This window comes from Plantibacter sp. (genome assembly GCF_059073635.1).
In genome coordinates, this window is sequence record NZ_JCACOF010000001.1 from 317,300 (window position 1) to 330,185 (window position 12,886).

The following is a 12,886-nucleotide window of genomic DNA, read 5'->3' on the forward strand; positions in this document are numbered from 1 at the left end:
TGAGGAAATCCGTCTCACAAATGCTTCGATCCGCTGGAGGTGCTGTGATGTAATGGTCGAGTTCGCGACCTTTCAGTTCTCCATCGAGGCAGAACGCCGACGACGGGTCCCCCGGATCAACGAGGAGCTGCCATGCACCCACGCTCAGGAAACCTGACGCTCGAGGAGCTCACGACGGCCGTCGCCGCGCGCGAGATCGACACCGTGATCCTCGCGTTCACCGACATGCAGGGCCGACTCGTCGGCAAGCGCGTCTCGGCCCGCCTCTTCGTCGAGGACGTCGCCGAGCACGGAGCGGAGTGCTGCAACTACCTGCTCGCGGTCGACGTCGAGATGAACACCGTCGACGGCTACGCGATGTCGAGTTGGGAGCGCGGCTACGGCGACATGGCGATGATCCCCGACTTCTCGACCCTCCGCCGCGTGCCCTGGCTGCCGGGCACGGCCCTCGTCACCGCCGACCTCCAGTGGCTCGACGACGCCCCGGTGGTCGCTTCGCCCCGTCAGATCCTCATCGCCCAGCTCGAACGGCTCGCCGAACGCGGCCTCGTCCCGTTCGTCGGCACGGAGCTCGAGTTCCTCGTCTTCGACGACACCTTCCGGGAGGCCTGGGCGAAGGACTACACGAAGCTGACCCCCGCCACCGACTACAACATCGACTACGCGATCCTCGCCTCGACCCGCATGGAGCCGTTGCTGCGCGACATCCGCAACGCCATGGACGGCGCCGGCATGTACTGCGAGGGCGTCAAGGGCGAGTGCAACCTCGGGCAGCAGGAGATCGCGTTCCGCTACGACCACGCCCTCGTCACCTGCGACAACCACTCGATCTACAAGAACGGGGCGAAGGAGATCGCCGACGCCCACGGCAAGAGCCTCACGTTCATGGCGAAGTTCGACGAGCGCGAGGGCAACAGCTGCCACATCCACATCAGCCTCCGCGGCGAGGACGGTTCGGCCGTGTTCGCGGACCCCGACGCGCCCGACGGCATGTCGAAGCTCTTCCGGCACTTCCTGGCCGGGCAGCTCGCCGCGATGCGCGAGCTGACGATGTTCTTCGCCCCGAACATCAACTCCTACAAGCGCTACGTCGACGGCAGCTTCGCCCCGACGGCCGTCGCCTGGGGACACGACAACCGCACGTGCTCACTCCGGGTCGTCGGCCGGGGGCTCGGCATGCGCGTCGAGAACCGGGTGCCGGGCGGCGACGTCAACCAGTACCTCGCCGTCGCCGCGCTCATCGCCGCCGGACTGCACGGCATCGAGAACGAACTGGAGCTCGAGGACCCGACCAGCGGCAACGCCTACACGGGCGGTGCGCCCCGCGTCCCGACGTCGCTCCGGGAGGCGGCCGAGCTCTTCTCGCAGTCGACGATCGCCCGCGAGGCCTTCGGCGACGAGGTCGTCGACCACTACCTGAACTTCGCGAAGGTGGAACTCGCCGCCTTCGACGCCGCGGTGACGGACTGGGAGCGGGTGCGCGGCTTTGAACGCCTCTGACCCGAACGTCCCAGCGACCGACCCGCCCGTCTCGAGCGCTCCGCTCATCGGCATCACGACCTACCTCGAACAGGCCCAGACCGGGGTGTGGGACGTCCCGGCGTCCTTCCTGCCGAAGGTGTACCTCGACGCCGTGACGGATGCGGGCGGGATCGCGGTCCTCCTCCCACCCCAGCCGGTCACCCGTGCCGTGGCCGCATCCGTGCTGGCGCGGCTCGACGGCCTCATCGTCTCGGGTGGCGCCGACGTCGACCCCGGCCTGTACGGGCAGGTCGCCCACCCGCGCACGGGTCGGCCACGGACCGACCGGGACGCCTGGGAGGAGGCGCTGCTCACGGCGGCGATCGACGCCGAGCTGCCGTTCCTCGGCATCTGTCGTGGCGCGCAACTGCTGAACGTCGCGCTCGGCGGGACGCTGGTCCAGCACCTCCCCGACCTCGTCGGCGACGACTCCTTCCAGCCCGGCGAGGGCGTCTTCGGGCCGAAGACCGTCGCGATCGACGCCGACTCGCGACTGGCCGCGCTGCTCCGGCAGGACGACGACGAGCTCGACGTGCACGTCTACCACCACCAGTCGATCGACCGCGTCGCCGACGGACTCGTCGTCACCGCCCGCACCGAGGAGGGCGTCATCGAGGCGGTCGAGCTGCCGACGGTCCCCTTCGGTCTCGCCGTGCAGTGGCACCCCGAGGAGGAGACGGCCGACCGGCGTCTCTTCGCCGGGCTCGTGGACGCCGCGCGTCGACACCGCGACGCCGGGACCACCGCAGGACTCAGCACCAGCACCAGCACACACCCGGCACCGAGAGCAGGAGCACCGCACCGTGAGCTACACGATCCTCAATCCGGCGAACGAGCACGTCGTCACGACCGTCGAGCACCTCGACCTCGCCGAGACGGACGCCGCCATCGCCCGCGCCGCCGTCGCCCAGCGGTCCTGGGCGGCCGTCAGCCCCGCCGACCGCGCCCAGGCGCTCCGCCGGTTCGCCGCATCGGTCGACGCCGACCGCGAGCACCTCGCGAGCCTCGAGGTCGTCAACTCGGGCCACCCCATCACCCAGGCGCGGTGGGAGGCCGGTCACGTCCGCGACGTGCTCGAGTACTACTCGGCGTCACCCGAACGGCTCTTCGGTCAGCAGATCCCCGTCGCCGGGGGCATCGACCTCACCTTCCACGAACCGCTCGGCGTCGTCGGCATCATCACCCCGTGGAACTTCCCGATGACGATCGCGGCCTGGGGCTTCGCGCCGGCGCTCGCGGCGGGGAACGCGGTGGTCCTGAAGCCCGCGGAGTGGACGCCCCTGACGAGCATCCGCCTCGGTGAACTCGCCCTCGAGTCCGGCCTGCCCGAGGGCCTGTTCCAGGTGTTGCCGGGCCGCGGATCGGTCGTCGGCGAGCGCTTCGTCACGAACGAGACCGTCCGGAAGGTCGTCTTCACCGGGTCGACCGCCGTCGGCAAGCGCATCATGGCCGGCGCGGCCGAGCAGGTGAAGCGGGTCACCCTCGAACTCGGCGGCAAGAGCGCCAACATCGTGTTCGCAGACGCCGACCTCGAACGCGCGGCCGCCGCCGCCCCCTACGGCGTCTTCGAGAACGCGGGCCAGGACTGCTGCGCCCGGAGCCGGATCCTCGTCCAGCGGAGCGTCTACGAGCGGTTCATGGAGCTGTTGGAGCCGGCCGTGCAGGGTGTGGTCGTCGGCGATCCGAACGACGAGGCCACCGAGATGGGGCCGCTCGTCTCCGCTCCGCATCTGGCCGCCGTGCGCTCGTACGTGCCCGAGGGTGCGCCGGTCGCCTTCACCGGGAGCGCCCCGGACGGCCCGGGGTACTGGTTCGCGCCGACCGTGCTGACGCCCGGCCGCGACGACCGCACCGTCCGGGAGGAGATCTTCGGTCCCGTCGTCGCCGTCCTGCCCTTCGAGGACGAGGCCGACGCCCTCACCCTCGCGAACGACACGGAGTACGGCCTCTCCGGCTCGATCTGGACCCGCGACATCGGCCGTGCGATGCGGGCCGCTCGAGCGGTGGAGTCGGGCAACCTGTCGGTCAACTCCCACTCCTCCGTCCGCTACTCCACCCCCTTCGGCGGGTTCAAGCAGTCGGGTCTCGGGCGCGAGCTCGGTCCCGACGCCCCGCTCGCCTTCACCGAGACGAAGAACGTCTTCCTCGCCGTCGACTGAACGACCCGCACCACCCCGGTCCCTGAGCTTGTCGAAGGGCGGGGCAGAGAGAAAGAGCACCACATGACCATCACCCCCATCGACCTCACCCAGCGGCTCGCCGGGAAGGTCGCCGTGATCACCGGCGGCGCGAGCGGCATCGGCCTCGCCACCGCGAAGCGCTTCGCCGCGGAGGGCGCGACCGTCGTCATCGGCGACCTCGACCCCACGACCGGCCAGGCGGCGGCCGAGCTCGTCGGTGGGCTCTTCGTCCAGGTCGACGTGACCGACCAGGCGCAGGTCGACCACCTGTTCGACACCGCGGCCGAGACCTACGGCTCGGTCGACATCGCCTTCAACAACGCCGGCATCTCCCCACCCGACGACGACTCGATCGAGACGACCGAGCTCCCGGCCTGGGAGCGCGTGCAGGACGTGAACCTCAAGTCGGTCTACCTGTGCTCGCGCGCCGCCATCCGCCACATGGTGCGGCAGGGGAAGGGCTCGATCATCAACACGGCGTCGTTCGTCGCCGTCCTCGGTTCGGCCACCTCGCAGATCTCGTACACGGCGTCCAAGGGCGGAGTGCTCGCGATGAGCCGCGAGCTCGGCGTGCAGTTCGCGCGGCAGGGCATCCGCGTCAACGCCCTCTGCCCGGGTCCCGTCAACACCGCGCTGCTGCAGGAGCTCTTCGCGAAGGATCCGGTGCGCGCGCAGCGGCGACTCGTGCACATCCCCCTCGGTCGGTTCGCGGAGCCCGAGGAGTTGGCCGCCTCCGTCGCCTTCCTCGCGAGCGACGACTCGTCCTTCATCACCGGGTCGACGTTCCTCGTCGACGGCGGCATCTCCTCCGCCTACGTGACACCGGAATGAGCTGACGACATGCCCGGGCGGGGGACGCGACCCCGGGGAAATAGACTGATCCGATGAGCGAGACGCGGAAGGGCGACGAGGCGACCGAGGTGCTCAGCGCCGAGCTCCTCCTGCGTCCGGGCCGCGCCGGGAACGCCTTCGAGGAGACCGTCCAGCGGCTCCTGCAGTCCATCCGCCTCGGGCTCATCGAGCCGGGCGGCCGACTACCGGCCGAGCGCGAACTCGCGACGATGCAGGGGGTCAGCCGCGACACGGTGCGGGATGCGATCGCCGCGCTCACCGAGGCCGGTTACCTGACCTCGCGGCGCGGGCGCTACGGCGGGACGTTCGTCATGGACGAGTTGCCCGACGACGAAGCGATCAACGCGGACCGACTCCCCCGAGGTCGGCAGGGTCACGATCTCGGCGGCGGAGATCGAGGACACGCTCACGCTCCGCAGCATCCTCGAGGTCGGTGCGGCGCGCGAGGCGGCGCAGTGCAAGCTCTCCGGAGCAGACCGTGAACGCCTGTGGCAGGCGCTCGGAGACTGCCGGGACGCGGCGCCCGCCGACTACCGCCGCCACGACTCCCGCCTCCACCTGCTCATCGCGGAGCTCGTGGGTGCCCCCAGCCTCCTGCCACTCGTCGCCGAGTCACGCATGCGGGTCAACGAACTCCTCAACGGCATCCCGCTGCTGGCCGTGAACATCGCGCACTCCGACGAGCAGCACGAGCGCATCGTCAAGGCGATCCTGCGCGGTCACCCCGAGGAGGCGGCGCAGGCGATGGCCGAGCACGTCGCCGGCTCCGAGGCGCTCCTGCGCGGCTTCCTCGCCTGAGCGCCTGTCGCGGCGCGGACATGGAACGACCTCCCGGCGACGAGTCGCGAGGAGGTCGGATGCGCCGGCCGGGCCGGCGGGTGCGAGGTCCTAGAAGGACTTCGGGTAGGTGCGGGCCGGGATGGCACGGTAGCCGTCGCGCTTGACGACGACGACCGATCCGACGGCTGCACTCGCAGCGAGGAGGGCGATGATGCCGAGATAGATGGTCATGGTTCTATGAAACGCCTGTCAGCCGTGAAGGACAAGCGAACAATACTGACGCTACTCGGTAGCATCGCTACATGGATGTCCGCCGACTCGACCTGCTTCGCGAACTCGCCGAGCGCGGCACGGTGCACGCCGTCGCCGAAGCCACGCATCGCACCCCGTCCGCGGTCTCCCAACAGCTCAAGGTCCTCGAGCGCGAGGCCGGCCTGCCGCTCACCGAACGGCGTGGTCGCGGCCTCGTCCTCACCGACGCCGGCCGGGCACTCGCGGCCAGCGCCACGGACGTCGCCGTCGCGATCGAGCGGGCGACGAGCGTGTGGGACGAGTACCGCAACCGTCCGATCGGCACCGTCACGGTCGCGACCTTCCCCACCTTCGGGCAGATGGTCGTACCCGCCGTGCTCCGCACGCTCGAAGCGGTACCCGGCCTGCGGGTCGTCGTGAGCGACCGAGACCCCGACCTCGAGGACTTCCCCGACCTGGCGGCCGACTTCGACATCGTCATCGCGCAGGCGATCAGCGGCGAGCGCAACTGGGTCCGTCGCGGTCTCCGCATCACGCAGCTGCTCTCCGAGCCGCTCGACGTCGTGCTGCCGGTCGGGCATCGCCTCAGTGGCCAGACCGTCCTGACCCCGGCGGACCTCGCGGACGAGTCCTGGATCGGCGTGCCGGTCGGCTATCCGCTCGACCGCCTGCTCCGCAGCATCGAGGCCGAATCGGGCGGCGAGCTCCGAGTGGTGCAGCGGGTGAGCGACAACCGCATCGCCGAGGCGATGGTCGCGGCGGGCCTCGGTATCGGCCTCCTCCCGCGATACACGGCCAGCGGTCCGGAGCGCGGCATCGTCCTCCGTCCGCTCGCGGGGCTCGACGCGACGCGTCGGATCGTCGCGCTGTCGCGTCCCGACCGCGCCGAACGGCTGGCGGTGCGGACCGTCCTCGACGCGATCCGCGTGGAGGCGCAGTCGGTCGCCGCTTCGCACACCGCGCCGGAGCCCGAGGAACTCACCACGCCCCGCTGGGTGTGAGCGGGACCGTTCTCAGGAGTCCGTCGGTGCGCCGGTGGCGGCGACGACGGACACACCGCAAGCGTCCTGAGAACGGTCCCGCGGGGACGGTCAGCCCTCGGCCCGACCGGCGCCGCTGCGCTCCCGGCGGTACCGCTGCACGCCGCGCCAGACCGCGACGCCGACGGCGATCACGACGCCTGCGATGACCACCTTCTGCAGGATGCCCGCGTACTCCTCGACGATGTGCCACTGCTCGCCCAGGAAGAAGCCGGCGAGCACGAAGATGGTGTTCCAGATGGCGCTGCCCGCGAAGGTGAGCAGGGTGAACCGCAGGACCGGCATGCGTTCGACGCCGGCGGGGACCGAGATGAGGCTCCGGAAGATCGGGAGCATCCGCCCGAAGAACACCGCCTTCGAGCCGTGCTTCTGGAACCAGGCCTCGACGCGGTCGACGTCCTCGACGTGGACGAGCGGGACCCGCTCAGCGAGGCGGCGCATGCGGTCACGTCCGAGGACGGCGCCGATCGCGTAGAGGGCCAGCGCGCCGATCACGGAACCGGCCGTCGTCCAGATGAGGACCTCGACGAGACCGAGCTTGCCCTGACTGGCGGCGAATCCGGCGAGCGGCAGGATGATCTCGCTCGGCAACGGCGGGAAGAGGTTCTCGAGGGCGATGGCGAGCCCGGCTCCCGGACCACCCAACGTCTCCATGAGGTCGACCGCCCAGTCGGCGACCCCTCCGAGGGCACTGTCCCCTCCGGTCGAGGCTGCGGACAGGCTGAACGTGGCGGCGGTGGACGTCGTCATACCCTCGACGCTACGCGACACCCGCTCGCCATCCCTGGGAACCTCCGCTCAATCCCCCACCCGTCGGCTCCACCGAACCGGTCCTTTCTCAGGACCTCTCCGGCGTGGCGACCCTCCCCCGGGGCGACACGCCGGAGGTCTCCTGAGAAAGGAAACCGATAGCGTTGGGGCATGCGCATCGCCACCTGGAACGTCAACTCGATCCGTACCCGCGTCGGCCGCGTGGTCGACTGGCTCGTCCGAGAGGACGTCGACGTCCTCGCCATGCAGGAGCTCAAGTGCAAGCCCGAGCAGTTCCCGATGGAGGCCTTCACGAAGGCCGGCTACCAGGTGGAGCTCCACGGGCTCAGCCAGTGGAACGGCGTCGGCATCGCCAGCCGCCTTCCGATGGAGGACGTGCAGATCGGCTTCCCCGACATGCCCGGCTTCGGCAAGCCACCGGCGAGCCTCGCGCTGGACGGTCCCGGCTTCGACGCCGACGGCCTGCCGCTCGAAGCGCGAGCCATCGGCGCGACGGTCGACGGCGTCCGCCTCTGGAGCCTGTACGTCCCGAACGGCCGCGCGGTCGGCGACCCGCACTACGACTACAAGCTCCGCTGGCTCGCCGCGCTCGAAGCCGACACCCGCTCCTGGCTCGCCGAGAACCCCGAGCTGCCGCTCGCACTCATGGGCGACTGGAACGTCGCGCCGCTCGACTCCGACGTCGGCGACCCGAGCTTCGGCCCTGGCTCGACCCACATCTCCGCACCGGAGCGCGCCGCCCTCGCGGCCTTCGTCGACGCGGGACTCCAGGACACCGTCCGACCGTTCGTCCCCGAGGGCTACACCTTCTGGGACTACAAGCAGCTCCGGTTCCCCCGCAACGAGGGCCTCCGGATCGACTTCATCTACGGCTCACAGGCGTTCGCGGACCACGTCGTCGAGGCGTCGATCCACCGCAACGAGCGCAAGGGCGACAGTCCGAGCGACCACGTTCCCGTCGTCGTCGACCTCGACTTCACCCTCTCCGAGGAAGAGGACGACGACTCGCCGATGATCTTCGGCTGAGCCGGCGCCCCCTCACTCGAGTCCGGTCAGGCGTTCCGACGCCGGCGGGCGAGCAGGAGCGCGAGGGCTCCGAGTGCCACCACGCCACCGCCGAGGACCGCGGGAGCGAGCGACGAGACGCCCGTGTCGGGCAGTCTGGCCGCAGCACCGGCCACCGGTTCGGCCATGACGACCCCGTCGGCGCCGACGGTCACCTGACGCTGCAGGCTGTTCACGCCGGTCGCCGCGTCCCAGGTGCCGACGTTCGCCGTCTGGACGGCGTAGAGCGGGTTCGCCGCGACCGACTCGTGCGTGGCCGGCAGCGACAGCGCCGTGTCGTAGCGACCGGCCGGGACGTCGGCGAGTGACGCCTGGAGTGTGACGGTCTCCCCCGCACCCCAGGTGCGGGCGTCCGAACCGAACGGGACGCGCACCGTGCGCTCGGCGTTCGACAGCACGAGGTAGGCGGGCCGGCTGTTGTACGGTGCCGCCCAACCGTCGTTCCGGACCGTGAGCGAGAGCGTGCCGTCCGCGACCGAGCTCTCCGTCATCACGAAGCGGTAGCCGAGTCGCTTCGCGGTGGTGTCGAGGTTCTCCTGGCCCCAGGACTGCAGGACGTCCTGCAGGTAGTCCCAGTTGAGGTAGCTGAAGTTGTACCGCTCCATCTCGGCCGAGGCGGTCGCCCACTCCGACCGCGGCGGGTTCACGTTGCAGGTCTCACCACCGACCGGCACCCACTCGCTCTCCTGCGCGAGGTAGTCCTGATCGAGCGAGATCGGGTCCGACAGGTACGTGCCCCAGTCGTCGGGTGCCGCGAGGAAGCAGTCGTTGTGGTGACCGATGCGCGAGATGGCGCTGCCGTCGAACGCCTGCGCCTCGGTGATGGCCCCAGCGGTCCCGGACGGCACCCCGAGGATGTTCTGCTTCATGTTCATGGTCCGCACCTGGATGGAGCGGTCGGCGGGCACCGCCTCGAGGAGCGCCTCGACGACCGCGCGACGCTTCGCCCAGTCCTCGTCCGTGAGGACACCGGGGTTCGCCGGGTCCGCGGCGAAGTGGTCCGTGTAGTAGCCCTCACCCCAGAGGCCGACGAAGCCGGCCTGGACGACGGAGATGACGTCGGCGTTGTCCTGGAAGATCGGCGTGAGCTGCTCGATGTGGGTGAGCACGATGTCGAGCGGTGCGTCGCCATACGGCGGCGTGTACGGGAAGTCGCCACCGGCGAGGTACGCGAAGCGGGGGATGATCGAGATGCCGGCGGTGCGAGCCGCGTCGAAGTCAGCCTGGACGAGCGCGAGCCAGGCCGGGTCGAGGGTCGGCTCGGCCACGAACCGTTCCAGGTAGAAGACGCGGACGAGTTCGGTGATGCCCTCCTCGCGGTAGGCCGCCAGGGTGGCGACGTCGAGCGGCGTGTACCCCGGCCCGCCCTCGGTCCCCTCGGGGTAGTAGTGCGTGTTGTTCGTGTGGTCGAAGCCGCGCTCGGGATTCGCGATGATCGCGTCGCTCGGCTCGTAGGCGACCGTGTCGGCCGAGGTCGGGGCGGGTGCTTGCGCCGCAGCGCTCAGCGGTGTGGCGACGACGATGCCGCACGCGGCGAGCACGGCGACGAGACGGAGACGACGGTTCACGGGAACTCCAGCGGGGTCCGGTGGTGCACGGAAGAGGTTGCCCACATCCTGCTGAACCGACACCCGAGGTGCAAGGGAATGCTCGAAACCGACCCGAAGTGATCACTATCGCTTAGCGATTCCCCGTGAACCGCCGACCCGCCGGTACCCGCACTCCCGCTAGGACCGCGGTGCGCCCCCGCGCTTCCGCTTGTTCGCATCGATGGCGGGGCGCTCGGCCACCACCGGCCAGGTGCCCGTGTGCCCCTCGCGTGCGGCCGCGGCGGCCATGATCCGCGGCTTGGCGGCGAACCATCCGACGATGAGCATCGGGATGAGGACGATGAGGGAGGCGAGGACCCAGCGCCCGGTCTCCGAGAAGCCCATGGTCACGAGGACGAACAGGAGGAACGCGAGGGTCAGATACGACGTGAACGGTGCCCCGAACAAGCGGAACGACGGCCGCTCGACCTTGCCCTGCTTCGCCCAGCGCTGCAGCTGGATCTGGCAGAGGATGATCGTCGCCCAGCCGCCGATGATGCCGATGGCCGAGATCTCGAGCACGATCTCGAACGCCTTCGACGGGTAGAGCGCGTTCAGCAGGACGCCGAGCAGGGTGAGCGCTGCGGTGAGCAGGATGCCGCCGAAGGGGACGCCGTTCTTGCTCATCTTGCCGGTGAACGCGGGGGCCGAACCGTTGACGGCCATCGAGCGGAGGATGCGACCGGTCGAGTAGAGCCCCGCGTTGAGGCTCGACAGCGCCGCCGTCAACACGACGAAGTTCATGACCGACGCCGAGATCGCCCCGGCCTGCTCCGACCCGATGTGCGAGAAGAAGGTGACGAACGGGCTCTCACCGGCCTGGTAGGCCGTGTAGGGCAGCAGGAGCGACAGGAGCAGCACCGAGCCGACGTAGAAGATCGCGATGCGGAAGATGACCGTGTTGACGGCCTTCGGCATGATCTTCTTCGGTTCGGCCGTCTCACCGGCCGCCGTGCCCACGAGCTCGATGGCCGCGTAGGCGAAGACCACACCGGAGATCGCGATCATCGGGGCGAAGGCGCCGACCGGGAACAGCCCGCCGTTGTCGCCGATGACCGAGAATCCGACGGCGCCGATGTCGGTGCGTCCGCCGAAGACGATGAAGCAGACGCCGACGATGAGGAAGATCACCAGCGCCGACACCTTGATGAGCGCGAACCAGAACTCCATCTCGCCGAACAGCTTGACGGAGACGAGGTTGAGCGCCAGCACCACCACCAGAGCGGCGAGCGCGAAGACCCACTGCGGGAAGTCCTCGAGCTCCTTCCAGCCGAACAGCTTGCCGAAGGTCTTGATGTAGAGCGCGGCCGCGGTGACGTCGACGATCGAGGTCATCGCCCAGTTGAGGAAGTACAACCACCCCGCGCCGAACGCCATCTTCTCGCCGTAGAACTCCCGGGCGTAGGAGATGAACGAGCCCGAGGACGGACGGTGGAGGACGAGTTCACCGAGGGCGCGCAGGATGAGGAAGGCGAAGAACCCGCAGAGCGCGTACACGAGGATGAGCGCCGGGCCGGAGCTGTTCAGGCGGCCACCCGCACCGAGGAAGAGCCCGGTGCCGATCGCGCCGCCGATCGCGATCATCTGGATCTGCCGCGGCTTGAGGGTCTTGTGGTACCCCTCCTCCTCGCCGGAGAAGTCCTGCACGGCGAGCATCTCGTCGCCGACGGTCTCGCGGGATGCGGCCCAGTCTCCGGAACGTTCGTGTCGTGGGGTCGTGCCTTCGGTCATGTCGTCCCATCGGGTCGGGTCCGACGGCGCTCCGCCGGACTGGACGGTGGTATATCTCAGTCGTGCCCGCCCAAGAGTAGTCGCGATCGTTCGGCTTTTCCGGCCATCGCTGTCCATGCTTCGGAGGACAGCGGCGCTTCGGACGGACCGGTTCCCGGGGGTCAGGCGAGCAGGGCGGCGACGACGACGAGGACCGGCACGGAGAGGATCGTCGTCAGCAGGACCGTGTCGCGGGCGAGCGTGACGCCCTGCTCGTACCGGCTGGCGAAGTTGTAGACGTTCTGGGCCGCCGGGAGGGCGGCGAGGACGACGGAGGCGAACAACGGCGTGCCGCTCAGCCCGAACCCGAAGTGCGCGATGAGGTAGGCGAACCCGGGCATCACGACCGATTTGATCGCCGTCGCCACGAAGATCTCCCGACGTCCGCTGCCGGCCTGCAACGGCCGCATGCCGTGCAGCGACATGCCGAACGCCATGAGGATGAGCGGCACGGCCGCGCCGCCGAGGAGCTCGAACGGGGCCATGACGGGCTCGGGGAGCCGGACGCCGAAGAGGTTGAGTACGACGCCGACGATCGACGCGACGATCATCGGGTTGCGGAAGGGCTGCGTCACGATGCCGAGGAAGGAGACGGAGCCGCGCTGTCTGACGTCGAGGATGGTGAGCGCGATCGGGGCGAAGACGAGGAGCTGCAGCAGGATGACCGGGGCGACGTAGCCGGCCTCGCCGAGGACGTAGACCGCCACCGGGATGCCGATGTTGTTGGCGTTGACGTAGCCCGAGCCGAGCGCGCCGATCGTCGCGACCGAGAGGTCCTTGCGGAGCCACACGGCGTTCAGCAGCACGAAGAGCGCGGCGGCCGACAGGGCACTCGCGAGGGCGACCCAGATGAAACTGCTGAACACCTCGTGCAGGTCGGCCGTGGCGAGCACGGTGAACAGCAGCGCCGGGTTGGTGACGAAGAACGCCACCCGGTTGAGCACGTGCCCGGTCGTCGGGCCCCCGACCTCGAGACGCCCGGCGAGGTAGCCGACGAGGATCACGGTGCCGATGATCGCGAACCCCGTCAGCACTCCGCCCATGCCGTCCAGCCTAGGTGCAGCCC

12 protein-coding genes and 1 pseudogene are annotated in these 12,886 nt (G+C 69.7%); 8 read left to right on the top strand and 5 right to left on the bottom strand.

Features of this window, described 5'->3' with window-relative positions:
- Window positions 1-132 precede the first annotated feature (132 nt).
- The 6 genes and pseudogenes from AC5JOC_RS01495 (at window position 133) to AC5JOC_RS01520 (ending at window position 5,351) form a co-directional block, all read left to right on the top strand.
- Window positions 133-1,500 carry a glutamine synthetase family protein gene (locus tag AC5JOC_RS01495; protein ID WP_079704999.1) on the top strand — a complete coding sequence of 456 codons (1,368 nt, stop codon included), beginning with the start codon at window positions 133-135 and terminating at the stop codon, window positions 1,498-1,500.
- Window positions 1,487-2,185: pseudogene (locus tag AC5JOC_RS01500) on the top strand (gamma-glutamyl-gamma-aminobutyrate hydrolase family protein); the annotation flags it as partial. The gene AC5JOC_RS01495 and the pseudogene AC5JOC_RS01500, both read left to right, overlap by 14 nt.
- Before the next feature lie 139 nt (window positions 2,186-2,324).
- Entirely contained in the window at window positions 2,325-3,680 is a 1,356-nt protein-coding gene (locus AC5JOC_RS01505) for an aldehyde dehydrogenase family protein (protein ID WP_124768612.1), read from the top strand.
- Window positions 3,681-3,743: 63 nt separating this feature from the next.
- Window positions 3,744-4,532 (top strand): 3-oxoacyl-ACP reductase, encoded by a 789-nt coding sequence (locus AC5JOC_RS01510; protein ID WP_194718745.1) that lies wholly within the window; start codon window positions 3,744-3,746, stop codon window positions 4,530-4,532.
- A gap of 53 nt (window positions 4,533-4,585) precedes the next feature.
- Window positions 4,586-5,035: a FadR/GntR family transcriptional regulator gene (locus AC5JOC_RS01515; protein ID WP_494244961.1), complete on the top strand. Its 450-nt coding sequence runs from the start codon at window positions 4,586-4,588 to the stop codon at window positions 5,033-5,035.
- The gene (locus tag AC5JOC_RS01520) at window positions 4,974-5,351 is read left to right on the top strand and encodes a FadR/GntR family transcriptional regulator (RefSeq protein ID WP_494245166.1); all 378 of its coding nucleotides are present in this window, start codon (window positions 4,974-4,976) and stop codon (window positions 5,349-5,351) included. The genes AC5JOC_RS01515 and AC5JOC_RS01520 overlap by 62 nt, the downstream gene beginning before the upstream one ends.
- Before the next feature lie 90 nt (window positions 5,352-5,441).
- Here the strand turns inward: AC5JOC_RS01520 and AC5JOC_RS01525 are convergent, their stop codons facing one another.
- Entirely contained in the window at window positions 5,442-5,564 is a 123-nt protein-coding gene (locus AC5JOC_RS01525; RefSeq protein WP_255376692.1) for a hypothetical protein, read from the bottom strand.
- Window positions 5,565-5,635: 71 nt separating this feature from the next.
- Between AC5JOC_RS01525 and AC5JOC_RS01530 the strand changes: the two genes are divergently transcribed.
- Window positions 5,636-6,586 carry a LysR family transcriptional regulator gene (locus AC5JOC_RS01530; protein ID WP_079704995.1) on the top strand — a complete coding sequence of 317 codons (951 nt, stop codon included), beginning with the start codon at window positions 5,636-5,638 and terminating at the stop codon, window positions 6,584-6,586.
- 90 nt (window positions 6,587-6,676) lie between these two features.
- Here AC5JOC_RS01530 and AC5JOC_RS01535 read toward each other — a convergent pair whose 3' ends face one another.
- On the bottom strand, window positions 6,677-7,375 hold the full coding sequence (locus AC5JOC_RS01535) for a DedA family protein (RefSeq protein WP_079704994.1): 699 nt from the start codon (window positions 7,373-7,375) through the stop codon (window positions 6,677-6,679).
- 171 nt (window positions 7,376-7,546) lie between these two features.
- Here AC5JOC_RS01535 and AC5JOC_RS01540 point away from each other — a divergent pair, with 171 nt between their 5' ends.
- Window positions 7,547-8,422, top strand: a complete 876-nt coding sequence (locus AC5JOC_RS01540) for an exodeoxyribonuclease III (protein ID WP_071262231.1) — start codon at window positions 7,547-7,549, stop codon at window positions 8,420-8,422.
- Between the two features lie 26 nt (window positions 8,423-8,448).
- On the opposite strand, the gene AC5JOC_RS01545 is transcribed toward AC5JOC_RS01540, so the two are convergent.
- The 3 genes from AC5JOC_RS01545 to AC5JOC_RS01555 all read right to left on the bottom strand — a co-directional run bounded on the left by AC5JOC_RS01545 (window position 8,449) and on the right by AC5JOC_RS01555 (window position 12,863).
- Complete coding sequence (locus AC5JOC_RS01545; protein ID WP_494244963.1) at window positions 8,449-10,029, bottom strand: DUF4832 domain-containing protein; 1,581 nt, start codon at window positions 10,027-10,029, stop codon at window positions 8,449-8,451.
- A gap of 159 nt (window positions 10,030-10,188) precedes the next feature.
- Window positions 10,189-11,781, bottom strand: a complete 1,593-nt coding sequence (locus AC5JOC_RS01550; protein ID WP_494244965.1) for an amino acid permease — start codon at window positions 11,779-11,781, stop codon at window positions 10,189-10,191.
- Between the two features lie 161 nt (window positions 11,782-11,942).
- Complete coding sequence (locus AC5JOC_RS01555) at window positions 11,943-12,863, bottom strand: AEC family transporter (RefSeq protein WP_079704991.1); 921 nt, start codon at window positions 12,861-12,863, stop codon at window positions 11,943-11,945.
- Window positions 12,864-12,886 lie beyond the last annotated feature (23 nt).

Coding starts and splice junctions, on each gene's coding strand:
- AC5JOC_RS01495 (WP_079704999.1), top strand. CDS start 133: ATGCACCCACGCTCAGGAAACCTGACGCTCGAGGAGCTCACGACGGCC.
- AC5JOC_RS01525 (WP_255376692.1), bottom strand. CDS start 5,564: ATGACCATCTATCTCGGCATCATCGCCCTCCTCGCTGCGAGTGCAGCC.
- AC5JOC_RS01540 (WP_071262231.1), top strand. CDS start 7,547: ATGCGCATCGCCACCTGGAACGTCAACTCGATCCGTACCCGCGTCGGC.
- AC5JOC_RS01515 (WP_494244961.1), top strand. CDS start 4,586: ATGAGCGAGACGCGGAAGGGCGACGAGGCGACCGAGGTGCTCAGCGCC.
- AC5JOC_RS01530 (WP_079704995.1), top strand. CDS start 5,636: ATGGATGTCCGCCGACTCGACCTGCTTCGCGAACTCGCCGAGCGCGGC.
- AC5JOC_RS01535 (WP_079704994.1), bottom strand. CDS start 7,375: ATGACGACGTCCACCGCCGCCACGTTCAGCCTGTCCGCAGCCTCGACC.
- AC5JOC_RS01510 (WP_194718745.1), top strand. CDS start 3,744: ATGACCATCACCCCCATCGACCTCACCCAGCGGCTCGCCGGGAAGGTC.
- AC5JOC_RS01555 (WP_079704991.1), bottom strand. CDS start 12,863: ATGGGCGGAGTGCTGACGGGGTTCGCGATCATCGGCACCGTGATCCTC.
- AC5JOC_RS01550 (WP_494244965.1), bottom strand. CDS start 11,781: ATGACCGAAGGCACGACCCCACGACACGAACGTTCCGGAGACTGGGCC.